This is a genomic window from Pseudomonas sp. FSO-7 (assembly GCF_059579345.1).
The window spans coordinates 2,989,190-3,006,670 of the sequence record NZ_CM184193.1; the positions used below are offsets into that span (position 1 = coordinate 2,989,190).

Annotated in this window: 3 protein-coding genes; 1 reads left to right on the top strand and 2 read right to left on the bottom strand. The window is 65.4% G+C overall.

Translation table 11 applies throughout. The features are described 5' to 3' along the window. Positions 1–65 precede the first annotated feature (65 nt). Positions 66–12,527: a filamentous hemagglutinin family protein gene (locus tag AC515T_RS13070; protein ID WP_496532818.1), complete on the top strand. Its 12,462-nt coding sequence runs from the start codon at positions 66–68 to the stop codon at positions 12,525–12,527. A gap of 247 nt (positions 12,528–12,774) precedes the next feature. Here AC515T_RS13070 and AC515T_RS13075 read toward each other — a convergent pair whose 3' ends face one another. Beyond that, complete coding sequence (locus tag AC515T_RS13075; RefSeq protein WP_496532819.1) at positions 12,775–15,348, bottom strand: bifunctional diguanylate cyclase/phosphodiesterase; 2,574 nt, start codon at positions 15,346–15,348, stop codon at positions 12,775–12,777. 280 nt (positions 15,349–15,628) lie between these two features. Further along, entirely contained in the window at positions 15,629–17,428 is a 1,800-nt protein-coding gene (locus AC515T_RS13080) for a thiamine pyrophosphate-requiring protein (RefSeq protein WP_496532820.1), read from the bottom strand. Positions 17,429–17,481 lie beyond the last annotated feature (53 nt).

The window sequence follows — 17,481 nt, forward strand, 5'->3', positions numbered from 1 at the left end:
CGATACGGCCGCCTTGGTCGACCGTGTGACCTAACTCTGTGCTTTGGGAAAAGGATCGGATAGTGATGCGTCTGTATAAAAAAACTTCAAAACCGACGCCTCGCGGCTTCGCCCCTGGATCCTCTCGCTCGGTACTGGAGCAGGGCGCGTTGTACCTCACCCCCCTGGCCCAGGCCATCGGCCTGCTGGTGCTCACGGGCACGGCCCAGGCCGCGCAGCCGGCGGCGTTCAGTTCGAGCTGGTTTGCCGCCAAGGGCGCGGCCCAGGCCACCAACGCCGCGCGCCCGGGCGGGCAGGTTCCGGGAGCGCCGCCACCGCTGGCGCAACAGCAGACGGTCAACCAGCAATTGCAGCGCTCGCTGAGCAACCTCAACAACACGGTGGCGGCGATCGCCGCGCAGCAGGCCTTGCAGGCGGCGGGCCGTGCGGCAGCCCTTGCCAGTCCGCAAACCATTCATAACGGCCTGGGTGGTAATGGCCTGAATCTGGTGATTGGTGCCGACGGCAAACCGCTCTTCAGCAATGTCGAGGCGCCGGTGCAGACCGAGGCGGGCGGCAAGACTCAGGTCTCGATCAAGCAGACCGCGGACAAGGCGATCATCAACTGGGACACCTTCAACGTCGGGCGCGATACCACCGTCAACTTCCAGCAGAACGCCGACTGGGCGGTGCTCAACCGGGTCAATAACGCGACCGCGCCGAGCCAGGTCCAAGGTGCGATCAAGGCCAATGGCACGGTGCTGATCCTCAACCAGAACGGCATCGTCTTCAGCGGCAGCAGCCAGATCAACGTGCGCAACCTGGTGGCCGCGGCTACCGCGTTCGACGACAGCCAGTTCAAGAGCAATGGCTTGTACAGCCCCGGCACGGCGCCGACCTTCACCAACGCCGGCGGCAAGGTGCGGGTCGAGCAGGGCGCGCGGATCGAAACCCACGCGCCTGCCAGCTCCACCGCTGGTGGTGGTTATGTGCTGCTGTTGGGCAGCGAAGTGGACAACGCCGGGACCCTCACTACCCAGAAGGGCCAGGTCGCATTGGCCGCCGGCAGCAATTTCGTGATCAAGAAAGGCCAAGGCACCGACGGTAATGCGCAATCGTCGGTGCGCGGCAATCAGGTGGTCGCCAGCGGCACCGGCCAAGTCAGCAACAGCGGCCTGCTGCAGGCGGCGTTGGGCGATGTGAGCCTGACCGGCCAGGACGTGCGGCAAAACGGCGTGGCACTGGCCAGTACCTCGGTGGATTCACGCGGCACCCTGCACCTGACCGCCAGTCGCAGCGTGACCCTGGGCGAGGGCGCTACCAGTGCGATCCTGCTCGATAGCAGCAGCGCCCTGGATAGCCAACGCAACGGCCTGATGCAACCGCTCGGTGCCAACGACGCGTCTATCGTCGCGGCCGACGGCTATCGCCGCGACCAGTCGCTGATCGCCATCGACAGCGCCGGCACCGTGGACTTCCAGAAAGGCTCGATCACCCTGGCCAGCGGCGGACAGGTCGGCGTGCGCGCGGCCCAGCGCAGTCGGGTCGGCGATGGCGCGATCATTGACGTGTCCGGTGCGCTGGGCGTCAAGGTGGCGATGGAATCCAACAGCATCAAGGTCAACGTCCAGGGTAACGAGCAGCGCGATGCCCCGGGCAACCGCGACAAGGGCGGCCTGAACAGCAAGGACGTGTGGGTCGATACCCGCGAACTGGTGTTCGTGCCAGCCGGCACCAACGGTTACGCAACGGATCGCTGGTACACCGCCGGTGGCCTGCTTGAGGTCAGCGGTTACCTGGGTACCCGCGTGCACAGCGTGGGGGAGTGGATGGCCCAGGGCGGTACGGTGTCCTTCAGCGGTAACGATGTGGTGACGCAGAAGGGTTCGCAGATCAACCTGTCCGGCGGCACCCTCGATGTGCAGTCCGGGATGGTCAAGCAGAGCTGGCTCAAGGGGGCGAACGGGCGACTTTATGAAGTCTCCAGCGCCCCCGGCGACATCCTCTATGACGGCGTATACCAGGGTTACGAGGAGCACAGTGCGCGCTGGGGCCAGAGCGAGTTCTACTACAGTCCGCTGATCGCCCCCCGGGAGCGTTTCGAGCAGGGCTACAGCGTCGGCCGCGACGCCGGCGCCCTGGTGATCGGCACGCGCAACGCGGTGCTGGAAGGCCAGGTGGTCGGCGACACCTTCCAGAGCGACCGCCAGGTGCAGGCCGCGCAGGGCGGGCTGGACGGTTACAACCAGTCGGCGAAGGCGGTGGCCCGTGGCGCGCAACTGATCGTCGGCAATTATGTGCCGTACTACGTGAAAAGCAGCGGCACCTTGCAATACGCCTTGCGCGCCAATGCCGGCACCCTGCAGGACATTGTCCTGGGCTCCGAGGCGCAATCCGTCGCGGCTGGCCTGGGGCTCGAAGACCCGGTGGTCGAAGGTCGCGAAGGCCGCCTGTACCTGAACACTGAACAGCTCAACGGTTTCGGCCTTGGCGCCGTGAAGATCGCCGCCACCGGCAGCATCAAGGTCGAGGGAGACCTGCAAGTGGCGCCGGCCGGTAGCATTACCCTGTTTGGGCCGCAGGTCGAGGTTGACGCCAACCTGACGGCCCGGGGCGGTGACATTGCCCTGGGCAACGTGTTGCAGCAGATCAGTGAGAGCGCCCGGGTCGAGGACACCCGGATCGATGCCGTTGACGGCAGCCGCGCCGCCGTCCGCGTGGGCAAGGGTGTGACCCTCGATACCCGTGGCCTCTGGAGCAACCAGCTACACAACCCGAATGACAACAGTGCGCTGCCCTTCCTCAATGGCGGCAATGTGTCCCTGCGCAGCAGCGGTGACCTGACACTGGCGAGCGGCAGCCTGATCGATGTGTCATCGGGGGCCGCGCTGCTGGCCGACGGCAAGCAACGCGGTGGCAAGGGCGGCAACCTGACCCTGGCGGCCAACGCCAATACGTCCGCCGGCAACGGGGTGCTGAGCCTCGACGGTGAGCTGCGCGGCCATGGGGTCAATGGCGGCGGCCGGCTGAGCGTGCAGGCCGGCAAGGTGACCATCAGCGACCAGCCAGTAGCGGGCGCCGGCGCTGGCCTGGTGTTGGATAGCGGCTTCTTCAACAAGGGCTTCTCGGCCTACGACATTACCGGTAACCAGGGACTGACCGTCAGCGATGGTACCCAGCTGGACGTCAGCATGCCGGTGTACCACTTCGGCGATAACATTCAGGACGCCGCCACCGGCAGTGCGCCGCAGACACTGTTGTCGCTCTGGACCCCCGAGCTGTATCAGCAGGATGCGATCAAAGGTGTGTTGAGCCAGCGCAAGGGCGCGAACCTGAGCCTGCAGGCCGGCAGCATCCTGTCCACCGCCAGCGAGCGGGAAACGGCGGCGCTGGTGATCGGCACGGGCGCGCGGGTCAGTGTCGATCCGGGCAGTACCCTGAGCCTGGCCAGCGTCGGCCAGTTGAGCGTCGACGGGCAACTCGATGCCTGGGGCGGGAACATTCTGCTCACCCAGATCAAGCCGGCGGGGGGGGCGGATATTCCGGTGGTCGAGCGTCCCCATCAGCGTTCGATCCTGTTGGGCGAGCATGCAGTGCTGGACGTCTCGGCCCGCGCGGTAACGGCCGTGGATGCCCAGCGTCGGCGTTACGGCCGGGTAGACGACGGCGGCAGCATTGTCATCGGCGGCAGCGTCGACACAGACAAAGGCACGGCCAATGCCCCGGACCTGTTCGTGGTGGTGAAGCAGGGCGCGCGGCTGTTGGCCAACGGCGCTCAGGCCGAGCTGGATATTCGCGGCCAAGGCGCCACGACGTTGAGCAGCGCCGGCGGCAGCATCGCCTTGAGTTCGAACAATGGCTTGCGCCTGGACGGCGAGTTCCAGGCGGCGTCTGGCGGTGTGGGCGCTGCCGGGGGCAGTCTGTCGGTGGCCCTGGAAACCCCGCTGTACGATCGCTCGACGGTGGACGATCAGGTGCGGGTGCCCCGTGAGCTGATCTTGTCCCGGGGCACCGGCAGCGCTTCCACCGATAGCCTGATGAGCTACGGCCAGGGCCGCCTGGACGTCGATAAAGTCAGCAGCGGCGGTTTCGCCAACCTGACTTTGCTCAGCAACGGCATCCTGTCGTTCGCCGGTGATATGCACTTGAACCTGGCGCAGAGCCTGCAAATCTATACCGGCTCCCTGGCGCTGGCCGAGGGCGCGCCGGGTGACAGCCGGATTTCCTTGAACGCTCCTTATGTGCGGCTGGCGGGGGCCGCGGCGCGTGGCGCCGACGTGCACGTGCGTCCGACCGTACAAGGTGGCCTGTCGGTGCAGGACAGCGCCGCCCAATTGCAGGTCAACGCCGACCTGCTGGACCTGCGCGACGTCCTGACCCTGGGCGCCCATGGCGTGCTGGCGCGCCAGCAGGGCCCGGCCCTGGAGGTCGACCGTCGCGGTTTTGCCCAGGCGCAGTTGAGCAGCCGCGGCGATATGCGTTTTCTCGTCGGCTCGCCGCTGAATATCGAGAGTACGGCCACACAATTGCTCAGCAACGCCGACCTGACTCTGCTGGCGGCGCAGATCTACCCGACCACGGGGGCCACGGCCCTGGTCAAGACCACCGCCGACGCGACCCTGCGGATCGGGCGTACCACCGACACGCTGCCGGCCCAACCGTATTCGGTGTTCGGTTCGCTGAGCCTGGACGCCGGCACCTTGTTGCAGGGCGGCGTGGTCCGGGCGCCGTTGGGGCTGCTCAGCCTTGGCGAAGAAGTAGGCAATATCCAGACCCTGAAATTGTTGCCGGGCAGTGTCACGTCGGTCAGCGGGGCCGGTTTGAACATGCCTTATGGCGGCACGGTCGACGGTTTGTCCTATCGCTACAACGGCAAGGACGTCCAATTGATCGGCGCGGGAGGCAGTACCTCCTCCAACGTGTTGTCGGTGGGCGTGTCCATGACCGGCCACAGCATCGATGTGCAACCCGGTGCCGTGCTCGATCTGTCCGGCGGCGGCGAACTGGCCGGCGCCGGTTTCATTTCCGGGCGTGGCGGTTCTACCGACGCACGCTACAACCCACTGGTGCAGATCGGTGCGGACGGCAGCCTGGTATTGCCGGGGTTGGACACCAACCCGGTATACGCCATCGTCCCTGGCGACCAGCGCGGCTATGCGCCGCCGTCAGGGGACGCCGGGGCGCGCGATCCGCTGATAGGCCAGCGCATTACCCTGGACGCGGGTATTCCAGGCCTGCCGGCGGGCACCTACACCTTGCTGCCCTCGACTTATGCTTTGTTGCCGGGGGCGTTCCGGGTCGAACTCAATGGCTTGGCCGACAGTGGGAAAATGGCCAGCAGCCTGGCCATGCGTAACGGCTCCTGGGCCACCTCGGGAGGCCTGTCGATTGCCCACAGCGATATTCGCGATACGCTCTCCAGCCAAGTGATCCTGACCTCGGCGGACGTGCTGCGGCGTTATTCGCAATACAACGAAACCGGCTACGCAGCGTTCGCCAAGGCCGACGCCGCGCTCAAAGGCGTGCCGCGGCCGATGATCGAGGCCGATGGCAAGACCTTGAAGCTCAAGTTCAAAGGGGTGGGCGACCCTGCCGAGACGTTCCGGTTCAACGGAACAGCCCGTTTCAAACCGGCCGAGGGCGGCCTGGGCGGCAGCGTCGGCATCTTCGCCGACGCCACCCGCCTCGAAGTGCTGCCGGTCGGCCAACAGGCCACGGCGGGTTTCGCCGGCGCCTCGCTCTATGATCAGGCACTCAATGCCTTGCAGGCTCCGCGCCTGTCGATCGGCACGCTGCCCGGGGTCAGCTACGGCCAGGGCGGCAATCTGGTGACCTTCAACTCGACGCTGTCCGACATCATTCTGCGCCAGGGCAGCAGCCTCAAGGCCGGTGAGGTGTTCCTCGTCACCAACGTCAAGGCCGGTGCCATCGTGGTCGAGCAGGGGGCGAGCATCAATACCCTGGGCCAAGGCAGCGCACCGTTCGATTCGCGCAGCGGTTTTGTCTACAATCCGGGCAAGAACAGCCTGCTGGCGGTGTCCAACGGCTGGCTCGATGTGCTGCCGCCCACCGCAAGCGCGGATACCGATGGTCCGGGCTCGATCCTGATCGGCCAATGCGACACCGGCCATTGCAGCGGCACCACCGAACTCTACTCCCAGGGCACCATCATTGCGGCTACCGATAACGCCTTCAACCTTGACGAGTCGGTGCGCTTCGGCACGCGCAACCTGACGCTGGCGGTGGGCGCGATCAACATCGGTTCGGCCCAGGCGCTGGCGGCGGCCCAACAACGCCAGGCGCTGCCCAAGGGGCTGACGCTCAACCAGCAGGTGCTCGACCGCCTGCTGCGCGGTGACAGCCTCAAGGGCGCGCCGGCCCTGGAAAACCTAGTGCTCAATGCCCGGGATTCGGTGAATTTCTACGAAAGCGTCGAGCTCAGCACCCTGGACCCTTTGACGGGCAAGTCCAGCCTGGAGCGCCTGGTCCTCGGCACGCCAGCGATCTACGGCTACGGCGCGGCCGATGACCACGCCAGCATTCGCACCGGCACCCTGGTGTGGAACGGGGCGCTGACGCCGGCCGGCGCGCCGCTGCTGGCCGGGCCTGGCAACGGCAGCGGGGTGCTGGATATCCAGGCCCAGGTGCTGGAATTCGGCTACGGCCCCAATGCCCAGCCCAACAACCTCGACAACCCGCAGCGCCTGGCGCTGGGCTTCGGCCAGGTCAACCTGACCGCCAGCCAGCGCATCACCGCCAACCACAAAGGCGCGCTGCAGGTGTACCAGTCGCGCGGCGACTATGTCAGCGGTAAAGGCTACAGCTACAGCGGCGGTGACTTGCGGGTGAACACACCGCTGTGGACCGGCGAGGCAGGCTCGGTCAACCGTATCACCGCCGGTGGCGCGCTGACGGTGGCGGGCATCGCCGGGCTGTCGGCCGCGGCCGCCGACAACACGGCACTGGGGGCTGAGTTGCAGCTGCAGGCCGGCAGCCTGCTGCTCGACGGCACGGTCCGCCTGCCCAGCGGCAAGCTCACCCTCGGTGCCAGCGGCGACGTCGTGCTGGGGGACAACGCCCGGATTGACCTGGCCGGGCGCGAAGTCGTGCTCAACGATGTGCGCAAATACAGTTGGGGCGGTGATCTGTTCCTCGACAGCCGCACCGGCAATATCCGTCAGGCCGTCGGCTCGACCGTCGACCTCAGCGCCCGCAACAACCGCGCCGGCCTGCTGAGCGCGATCGCCCTCGACCCCGATGCCGGCCTGATCGACCTGCAAGGACGGATCCTCGGTTCCGCCACCGGCACTTATAACGCTGGCGGCACCCTGGTGCCCTATGCCGGCGGCGCGGTGGATCTGCGCGGGCAAAGCCTGGGGGATTTCGCCGCGCTGAACGGGCGGCTGAACCGTGACCAGGTGTTCGGCTCGCGCAGCTTCCAGCTCAAGCAAGGCGACCTGGTGATCGGCAACGAACTCAAGGCCAATGCCATCAATGTCTCGGTGGACAACGGCAGCCTGACCGTGATCGGCACCGTCGATGCCAGCGGGCAAGAAGTCGGAAGTATCCGTCTGGCGGCGAAAAACGGATTGACCGTTGCCGGCAGCGCGCTGCTCGATACCCACGGCAGTCTTTTGCGGGTCGACAGCTACGGCAAAATCATCGACAGCCCCAACCGGGCGCTGATCGAACTCAACTCGGGGGACGGCCAGTTGACCCTGGCCAGCGGCGCGCGCCTTGACCTGCGCCACGGCACCGGTGCGCCGCTGGGCAATGGGCCGGGACAAAACGACGGCCGGGCCCGTGGCACCCTGGAGCTCAATGCCCCGCGGCTGCGAGTCGATGACCCGCGGTACGGCGATATCGCCATCGATGCCTCCGGCAACGTGTCGGTGCTTGGCGCGCGTTCCATCAACGTCAATGCGATTGCCCGTTACACCGATGCCCGCGACGGCACCGCGCCGGCGGTGGATGGGCGGCCTTATCAAGTGATCGATCAGGGATACCTGAACGACAAACACAATGACAGCGAGGCGTTCATCAAGGCCGCGCTGGTCAACGGCAATCTGCTCAACGGCAAGCTGGCCGGGCTGAACAATGCGGCTTACGCCGATGCGCTGCACCTGCGGCCCGGCGTGGAAATTCTCAGCAAGACGCCGGACGGCAACCTGGTGGTGCAGGGCGACCTGGACCTGTCCGGTTATCGCTACGCCAGCCTCAACCGCCATACGCAAAAGACCGATGTCTATGGCTCCGGCGAGGCGGGCAACCTGGTGGTGCGCGCCGGCGGTAACCTGAATATCTATGGCAGCATCAACGATGGTTTCGCACCGCCGGAGGCCGGCGACCCGAAGGTACGCACCGATGGCAATGGCTGGTTGCTGATCACCGGTAAACAGCCGTTCGGTGCCGACCTGGTGGTGCCGGGGGCCGGCGTCGAATTGGCCGAGGGCACCCTGTATCCGGCCGGCAGCCTGCTCAACTATGACGTGCCCTTCAAGGGCGGCAGCCTGCCGGCGGGGCTCGAGCTGCCGACCACGCTGAGCCTGGGCGAGGCGCTGAACCTGCCCGCGGGTACGCTGTTGCAGGCCGCCATCCGCGATGCCAGCGGCAACCTCCTGTATGCCGCTGGCACCTTGCTCAAAGAGGCGGTCAGCTTGCCGGTCGACACTCGCCTGGAAGCCGGTACCCGCCTGTCGATGGGCATTACCGTCAAGGACGGCACCTGGCCCAAGGGGGTCGCAGTGCCGAGCAGTGGGCTGACGCTGCGTGGGGCCCTGGCGTTGGGCACCGGCGCGCTGATTCCTGCCGGCACCGACGTCAAGCTGGCCGAGGGGGTCGACCTGATCGAATTGCGGCCGGTCGAGAACGGTATCCAGGGACGCAACTGGGCGGTGGCAAGCCTGCTGCCGGACGGTTCGCAATCCTGGTCGATGCGTTGGGTGGCGGGGGCCGATACCGAGGCGGCTGACACCCGCATCACCCGTCCTCATGCAGAGGCGGGCAGTTTGCAATTGGCCGATGGGCATTACCTGGCCAAGCGCGAGCAGACCGGTGGTGGCGGCGGAGGTGGTGGCGGAACGGGGCTGGTTTGGGCGCCAGGCAGCAATATCGGCGTGCCAGGAGAGCCCGTACCACCCGAGATGTTGGATTTCTGCACCTGGATTCCAGGTGAATGTATCCCAGCACCGCCCAAAACGGTTTTGGTCTGGTCTCCGACCAACAATTATGGTGTACCAGGGGAGCCTGTGCCGCCTGAGGCGCTGGATTTCTGCACCTGGTTTCCTGACTGGTGCGTGTTGGCTGTGGTTCCCGACAACCCTCCGGAGCCGATACGCACCAAGGTCACTCCCGGCAGCCAGCTGTTCAGCGTCTTGCGCACCGGGACCGGGGATCTGGAACTGCTCAGTGCCGGTGATTTCAATATGCGGTCGCTGTTCGGGGTCTACACCGCCGGCACCCAGTCGGCCTCGTTGGCGCCGGGCGCCAACGACCCCTATCAGCAGGCCCGTGGCCGACAACCCGATGGCAGTGTGCTGGGCGCTGCGGGTGCCGCCTATGAATCGCTCACCACCGGTGGCGCTTACCAGGCCTGGTACCCGGAGCAAGGCGGTAACCTCAAGCTGACGGTGGGCGGTGACCTGCACGGCGATTCGTTCTCCAAGAGAAACGTCAGCAGCGGGGCACAGAACACGTCCGCGGCCATGGGCAACTGGTTATGGCGCCAAGGCACGGGTAGCACGGCCGATCCGGCCGCGCAGATTCCCACCGCGTGGTGGATCAACTTCGGCACCTTCGCCCAGCAGCCCTCCACTGAGGCGGGTGATCCCTACCTGACCGGCTTTACCGGGATCGGTACGCTGGGCGGCGGCAACCTGAGCATCGATGTCGGCGGCGACGCCGGCCTGATCTCCCAGCAGCTCGGTGTCCTGGGCGCCGATGTGGAGCGCAGCCAGGGACTGGTTCTGGCTGTGGGCAGCAGTGGCCGGGTTGCCGCCGATGGCAGCCTGGTGTTGACCGGTGGCGGTGACTTGCGGTTGCGCATCGGTGGGGCGCTCAACCCTTCCCAGGCGGCACGAGAGAGTATCAACGCGGCGGCTGATCTGAACGGGATGCTGGCCAACCTGCGGGGTTCATTGCAGTTGCAGGCTGGCGCGATCGGGGCGTTGGGCCTGACCTACGGCAGCTTTGGTGCTTTCCAGGATCCGCAAGAGTCTCGAGCCTATGACGCTTACGTTGCTACCATGGCCACCGCTCGCGGCGGCGTAACCCTGATGCCGGGGGATGCCGGCGTCAGCCTGGACAGCCGTGGCGACCTGGTGTTGCAGGGGGTGGGCGATCCGGGACGAGTGGTGATGCAGAACTCCACCGGCTACACCGGCCGCGACGGCGCCTACCGCAGTGGTGGCGGCCTGAGCCAGTTCTCCTTGTGGACCGGCAATACCGCCATCGACCTGTTCAGTGTCGGCGGTAACCTGACGCCCATCGTCGCCTACGAGAACCTTGCCGGTCTCAATGCCTCGACCTCCGGCGGACGTTTTGTCTACCCCTCGATCCTGCGGGCCGTCGCCGCCAATGGCAGCCTCTACTACGGACCATCGGCCCGTGGCGTCAGTGGCGTGGCATCGGGGTTCTCATTGATGACCGCGCCCTCGGCCAATGCCGAGTTGCAACTGATCGCCGCCGATTCGATCTATGCCGGCGGTTATGCGGTCACGCAGTCCGGAGCTGACCCGGCCCTGTTATCCGGTCCGCTGCGTCCGGCCTTCGCCGGCTACAGCGGGATCAACATCAACCCGAACTATGACAATTACGGCGCCGGGGTCTATGTCTCGCCGAGCGAGTTCCCGTTGTTCAGTTTTGGTATCAATACCTTCAGCGTCCAGCCGTATGCCCAGCGCGAGCCAGTGCGTTTTTATGCAGTGAAGGGCGACATCGTCGGCCTACGTACCGGCGAAGTGATTCGTTATCCAGGGTCGAGTGACGAGGTGCGTTACGAGGGCAGTGGCCCGCTGCGGGTCATGGCCGGACGCGACATTGTCAATTCCGGGGTGCCGTTGAACACCGTGACCGATGCGCCTTCAGCTATCAGTGGCTCGGCTGGCGGGCAATCCACCGGTAACTTGATCGTGCACAGTCGGGCTGATGAGATTTCCCAGGTTTCCGCTGGGCGCGACATCCGCCTGAGTACCTTCAACATTGCCGGTCCCGGCCTGCTGGAGGTCAGTGCCGGGCGCAACCTGTACGGTTCGGGCCCGGGCGTGGGGCAGCTGTACCAGGAGAGCGGATTCAACAGTATCGGCAATGTTGACCCGGCGGCGCAGGTTCGTGACGGCGGCGCCTCGATCGCGCTGATCGCCGGGGCTGGCGCCCAGGGGCCGAATTACCGGGGCTTGCTGGCGCGCTACCTGCAACCGGGAGCGGCGCTGAAGGATTATCGCGGCGAACTGAACCTGTGGCTGAGCCAACGCTTTGGCTACAACGCTGGCGAAGACCAGGCCCTGGCGTTTTTCGCCAACCTGCCGGCGGAACAGCAGAACGTCTTCGCCCGACAGATCTACTTCGCCGAACTCAAGGCCGGGGGGCGTGAATACACCACCGTCGGTGGCGAGCGCAGTGGCAGTTACCGCCGAGGGCGCGAGGCGATTGCCGCGCTGTTCCCCAGCAAGGATGTGGCGGGTAACAGCATTCGTTATGACGGCGACATCACACTCTACGGCGGTTCGGGGATCCATACCGATTTCGGCGGCGATATCCAGGTGCTGACCCCGGGCGGCCAGCAGGTGTTCGGGGTCGAAGGCAACGCGCCACCGGCCTCCGCCGGGGTCATCACCCAGGGCCAGGGCGACATTCAGTTGTACGCCCAAGGCAGCATTTTGCTGGGGCAGAGCCGGATCATGACCACCTTTGGCGGTTCGATCCTCGGCTGGTCGGCCGAGGGCGATATCAACGCCGGGCGTGGATCGAAGACGACGGTGGTCTACACCCCGCCAAGGCGCGTGTATGACACTTGGGGCAACGTGACCCTGTCGCCGTCGGTGCCGAGCACCGGTGCGGGTATCGCCACCCTCAACCCGATTGCCGAAGTGGCGGCGGGGGATATCGACCTGATCGCGCCGTTGGGCACCATCGATGCGGGCGAGGCCGGGATTCGGGTGTCGGGCAACGTCAACATCGCGGCGTTGACCGTGGTGAACGCGGCCAACATCCAGACCCAGGGCAAATCCACCGGCGTGCCGCTGGCGGCCACGGTGAACACCGGGGCCATCACCTCGGCCAGTTCGGCGGCGTCGTCGGCGACGCAGGCGGCTGAGGATGTGGCCCGTCAGCAACAGAACGCGGCGCGGCAGAACCAGGCGTCGGTGTTTACCGTGCAGGTGGTGAGTTTTGGCTCCGAGCAACTGGCCCCGTCACGCGATGGTGCCAGCCGCGAAGCGCCTCGTGCCTATGATCCGGCCAGCCCGGTGCAGGTCCTGGGCGCGGGACCTTTGGACGAGCAGAGCCGCCAGCGGCTGACCGAGGAGGAGCGGGGGCGGTTGAGTTTGTAGGGGATTGAGCTTGCGGTGAGGTTGGCTGTGCTGGCGTCATCGCGAGCAAGCTCGCTCCCACTGGGAACTAGGGTGTTCATGAGTTTTTGCATGCGCCACAGTGTTTACCGGTGATCAATCTCTAGCGGATGGTTTTGGAGGTTTTTTGTGGCGAGGGAGCTTGCTCCCGCTTGAGTGCGCAGCGCTCATCGTTTTTTGGGGGCGCTGCGCGCCCCAGCGGGAGCAAGCTCCCTCGCCACAGACTGGGTTACAGCCACCGCGGCGTGGTGAAGAACGAGGCCATTTCCGAGCGGGCCAGTGCCGCGCCGAAGTAGGGGCCCTGGACATGGTCGCAGGCCACGTTGCGCAGTTGGCTGAATTGCCGGGCGTTTTCGATGCCTTCGGCGGTGACCATGAGCCCTACGCTGCGGCTCAACCGGATCATCGCCAGCACGCCCTCCTTGTCGTCCTCCAGGCCAAGCTGCGACAGGATGTTGCGATCGAAGCGGATGCCATCGAACGGCTGGTTCAGTACTTCGCGAAGGGAGGCGATGCTGGTGCCGAATTTGTCGATGTTGATCCGCACGCCGAGGTCCTTGAGTGCATGGAGGGTGCTGGCGACGGTCTTGTGGTCGGCCAGCAGGACCCCTTCGGCCACTTCCAGGGTCAGCCGGTGAGGTGCCAGGCCGCTCGCTTCGAGGGCTTCTTGCACCTGGTTGAGCAGGAAGCTGCTGTTGAACCACCGGGGGGAAACCGCGATGGAGACATTGACGGCGTTCGGCCAGGTCGCGGCCTCTTCACAGACGTTGATCAACATCCAGGTGCCCAGCTCTTCCAGCTGGCCCGAGGTTTCGGCCACCGGTATGAAGTCGGCCCCACCCAGTTCACCTTTCTCGGGATGGTGCCAGAAGGTCTGGGCTTCGAAACCGTGCAGTTGCTCGGCGCTCACGTCGAAGCGCGGCAAGTAGCGCAGTTCCAGTTGGTCCCGTTGCATCGCGTCGCGCAGTTGCTGCTCGTATCGCCGCCGGTCGCGGGCCAGGTTGCCCATGGCCTCCACATATACGCGCCAGGTGTTGCGGCCCGCGGCCTTGGCCGCATACAAGGCGATATCGGCGTGGCGCAACAATTCATCGGCCCGTTCGTCACCGGGCTGCGACCAGGCGACGCCGATGCTCACCCCCAGGTACAGCGTATTGCCGTCCAGGTGCATGGGCCGTTGCATGCAGTCGATCAGCCGTTCACAGAGTTGATCGAGATTGTCGGCGTCGCCGGGGTCGGGCATGACGATGACAAACTCATCACCGCCCAGGCGCGCCACCAGATCGGTGCCACGCACGTTTTGCTGGAGAATATGCGCCACTTCCTTGAGCACTTTATCGCCCACGGCATGGCCCAGGGAGTCGTTGACCGGCTTGAAGCGGTCCATGTCCAGGTTCAGCAGCGCCAGGGGCGGGCGATCAGGTCGGCCCAGGTGTTCACGCAGGCAATCGAACAAACGGTTGCGGTTGGCCAGCCCGGTCAGCGGGTCATGCAGGGAAAGGTGCTTGATCTGGGCCAGCGCCCGCAGCTCGTCGGTGATGTCGGTGGCGGTGCCACGAAAACCCAGGGTGCCGGCTTCAATGGCCCGTACCGACAGTTTGCAGGTGCGGATGCGCTGGTTGCGCGCGGTGTACTCGCACAGCAGCGGCGCCGATGAGAGGCTGTTGGCACCGCCGAGCAGCCATTGGGCAATCGAGATCGAGCCGCCATGGGGGTGGAGCAGCCGGTGCAGGGGTTTGCCCAGCCATTCCGTGGGGTTGAACCCGGTCACTTGTTCGAAGCGTTCCGACAGATAGGTCAGGGTCCCGGTCGAATCGACCTCCCACAACCAGTCGGAGGAGACTTCGGCAATGTCGCGGAAACGTTCTTCACTGCGTTCCAGCGCCTTGCGGTGGGCCAGCAGGCTGGCGTATTGGCTTTCCTGGGCGCGAAGCATCACCAAGGCGTGGCGCAGAACGGCGAGCGCCAGGATCCCCAGCACCAGTAACGCCAGGGCCAGCACAGGCAGCAGGACCTTGCGCAGGTCCTGGCCCGGGGTCTGCGGTCGCCAGGCCAAGGCCTCCTGGGTCAGGTCGTCAAGCAGTAGTTGGGCGGTATCGGCTGGCCCCGGTGTCCTGGCGATATGGGCATCGGGCAGGGCGAAGTCCCGCGCCAGGATTTCCAGGGCACCGGGGTCCAGGACCTTGACGAAGAGCATCAGGCTGGGTGGGCCGGGAATTTGCGCCACGCTGTTGTCCGTGCCGGTGGTGATGGCGGACACGGCGACGAACGCCGGGGCGTCTTCGTGATGCAGCATCTCGACGACCACTTCGTCGTGATTTTCCGCGGTGCTGGCGTTGTTCCACAGGGCGCGCAGGTCGCCGGTCAGCCAGGTGTCGGCATCGACGTCGCTCATCTGGCCGTCGATTACCGAATAAACCGTCTTGCCGGTCGGGGAAATGACAAACACCGCCTGGTAGCCATAGAGCGAATACACGCTGCTGCCGACGTTTTCCTGGTCATAGGCCCATTCCTTGTCGACCTCGACATGCAGGTGTCGATAGGCGTCGCTCCACTTGGAATAGTCGCTCAGGTCCCGGCCAATGCCGGTACGAATCCCCTCAATGGCCCGCTGGGCGAAAAACAGGCTCTGTTCACGGGCGCGCCGGTCCTGGGCTCCGGTGATATTGAGCAGCACGGCGATCGCCAAGGCGGACATGACAAACAGCAGGAGCATGATGGCCGGAAAAGTGCGACGGGTGAAGCTACGGGTTGGCGAGCCCGGGGAGAGGACAGTCGAGTCATTGCCAGCATTTTCAATCATAAAGATAATTCATCAGCCAAAAAGCGATTTCACCCGCACGTGTCTTATATCGGCGGGTGGGCTGATTTACTGAGTCGTGTTAACGAAGGGGCCGACAGGCTGCGTTGTTTTCCTCCTGTGCGGGTCTTGAAACTCATGAGCTGGGCAGCGACTGGCCCACGGTCACGGCCTGCCACCATGGATTGCAACGCCGGGCCAGCCATCCCCACAGCACGCGGAACACCAGCTGCGGGGACGGTTCATAGCGACGATGCAGCTCAACGGTGGCATCGCGTCAGCCTTACTCTTTATCCGTGCGATGGCCCGGTAGCAGGCTGCTCAATACCTGTTTGGCGGTCTCGACCACGATGCCTCGCTCGTTCGGGTCGCCCTGGAGCAGGGTCGAGGCAAACTTCTTCGCCTGTTCCAGCTTGATGTGCGGCGGCAGCGGTGGCACGTCGGGGTCGGTGCGAAACTCGATCAGCACCGGACGGTCCGCCGCCAGGGCGGTTTCCCAGGCCGTGGCCACGTCGTCCTCATGCAACACCAGGATGCCCTTCAAACCAATGGATTCGGCGAACAGATGGTAGGGCACGTCGGGGATGTCCTGGGAGGCGGCGAATTTCGGATCGCCCTCCATGACCCGCTGTTCCCAGGTGACCTGGTTCAAATCCCGATTGTTGAACACTGCGCAGATCCAGGTGCCGTTGGTCCAGGTGCGCCAGTATTTGGCGACGGTGATCAGCTCGGCCATGTTGTTCATCTGCATGGCGCCATCGCCCACCAGGGCGATCACCGGCCGCTCTGGATGACAGAACTTCGCCGCGATGGCATAGGGCACGGCCGCACCCATTGACGCCAGGCCGCCGGACAGCGAACACATCATGCCGCGACGGATCTTGATGTCCCGGGCGAACCAGTTGGCGCAGGACCCGGAATCGCAGGTGATGATGGCGTGCTCCGGCAGCCGCGGCGACAGTTCGAAGGTGACCCGTTGCGGGTTGATCGGCTTGGCGGATACCCCGGCGCGTTTTTCCAGGGTGCGGTCCCAGCGTTCCCGCCAATGTTCGATTTTCTTGCGCCAGCTACGGTCGGGTTTTTCCTCGATCAGCGGCAGCAGGGCGCGCAAGGTATCGACGCTGTCGCCGTGCAGGTTGACTTCCATGGGATAGCGCAGGCTGAGCATGTCCGCCTGAATGTCGATCTGCACGCCCCGGGCCTGGCCTTCAGGGGGCAGGAACTCGGCGTAGGGGAAGCCGGAGCCGATCATCAGCAGCGTGTCGCAGCCGGCCATGAGGTTGTCGCTGGGCTCGGTGCCGAGCAGGCCGATGGTGCCGGTGACCCAGGGCAGGTCATCGGGCAGGGCGGCCTTGCCCAGCAGCGCCTTGGCCACGCCGGCGCCGAGTTTTTCGGCGATGGCGATCACCTCGTCGGTGGCGTGCAGCGCGCCGGCACCGACCAGGATGGCGACTTTCTTGCCGGCATTGAGGACCTCGGCGGCTTTGCGCAGGTCCTCTTCGTAGGGGACGATGCTGGGCTTGCGGTAGCCGACGCCGGAGTGAACCGTACCGTGCTTGTGGCGCGGCGCGGTGTATTCCATGTCTTGCAGGTCGTTCGGCAGGATCAGCGCCGTGACCCGGCGCTCGCCCACTGCCGTGCGTACGGCGCGGTCCACCAAGTGACGCACCTGGGCGGGCACGCTGGCTTGTTGCACGAACGCCCCGGCCACGTCCTTGAACAGGCTGACCAGGTCCAGTTCCTGCTGGTAATGCCCGCCCAGCGCGGCGCGGGCCTGTTGGCCGCAGATGGCGAGCACGGGCACGTGGTCCATCCGCGCGTCGTAGAGACCCGTCACCAAGTGGGACGCGCCGGGCCCGGAGGTGGCGATGCAGACCCCCAGCTCGCCGGTGAACTTGGCGTGGGCGCAGGCCATGAACGCGGCCATTTCCTCGTGGCGGGCCTGGATGAAGCGGATTTTTCCCTGGGCGCGGTTCAAGGCGCCAAACACGCCGTTGATGCCATCGCCCGGATAGCCATAGATACGGCGAACCCCCCATTCATAAAGACGTTCCACCAGAAAATCACCGACGGTCATGCTCATGTCTGTCCCTCGTTTCAGGCTGCGGGCGCTTGGCGCGACGCGCAGCGGTTGAC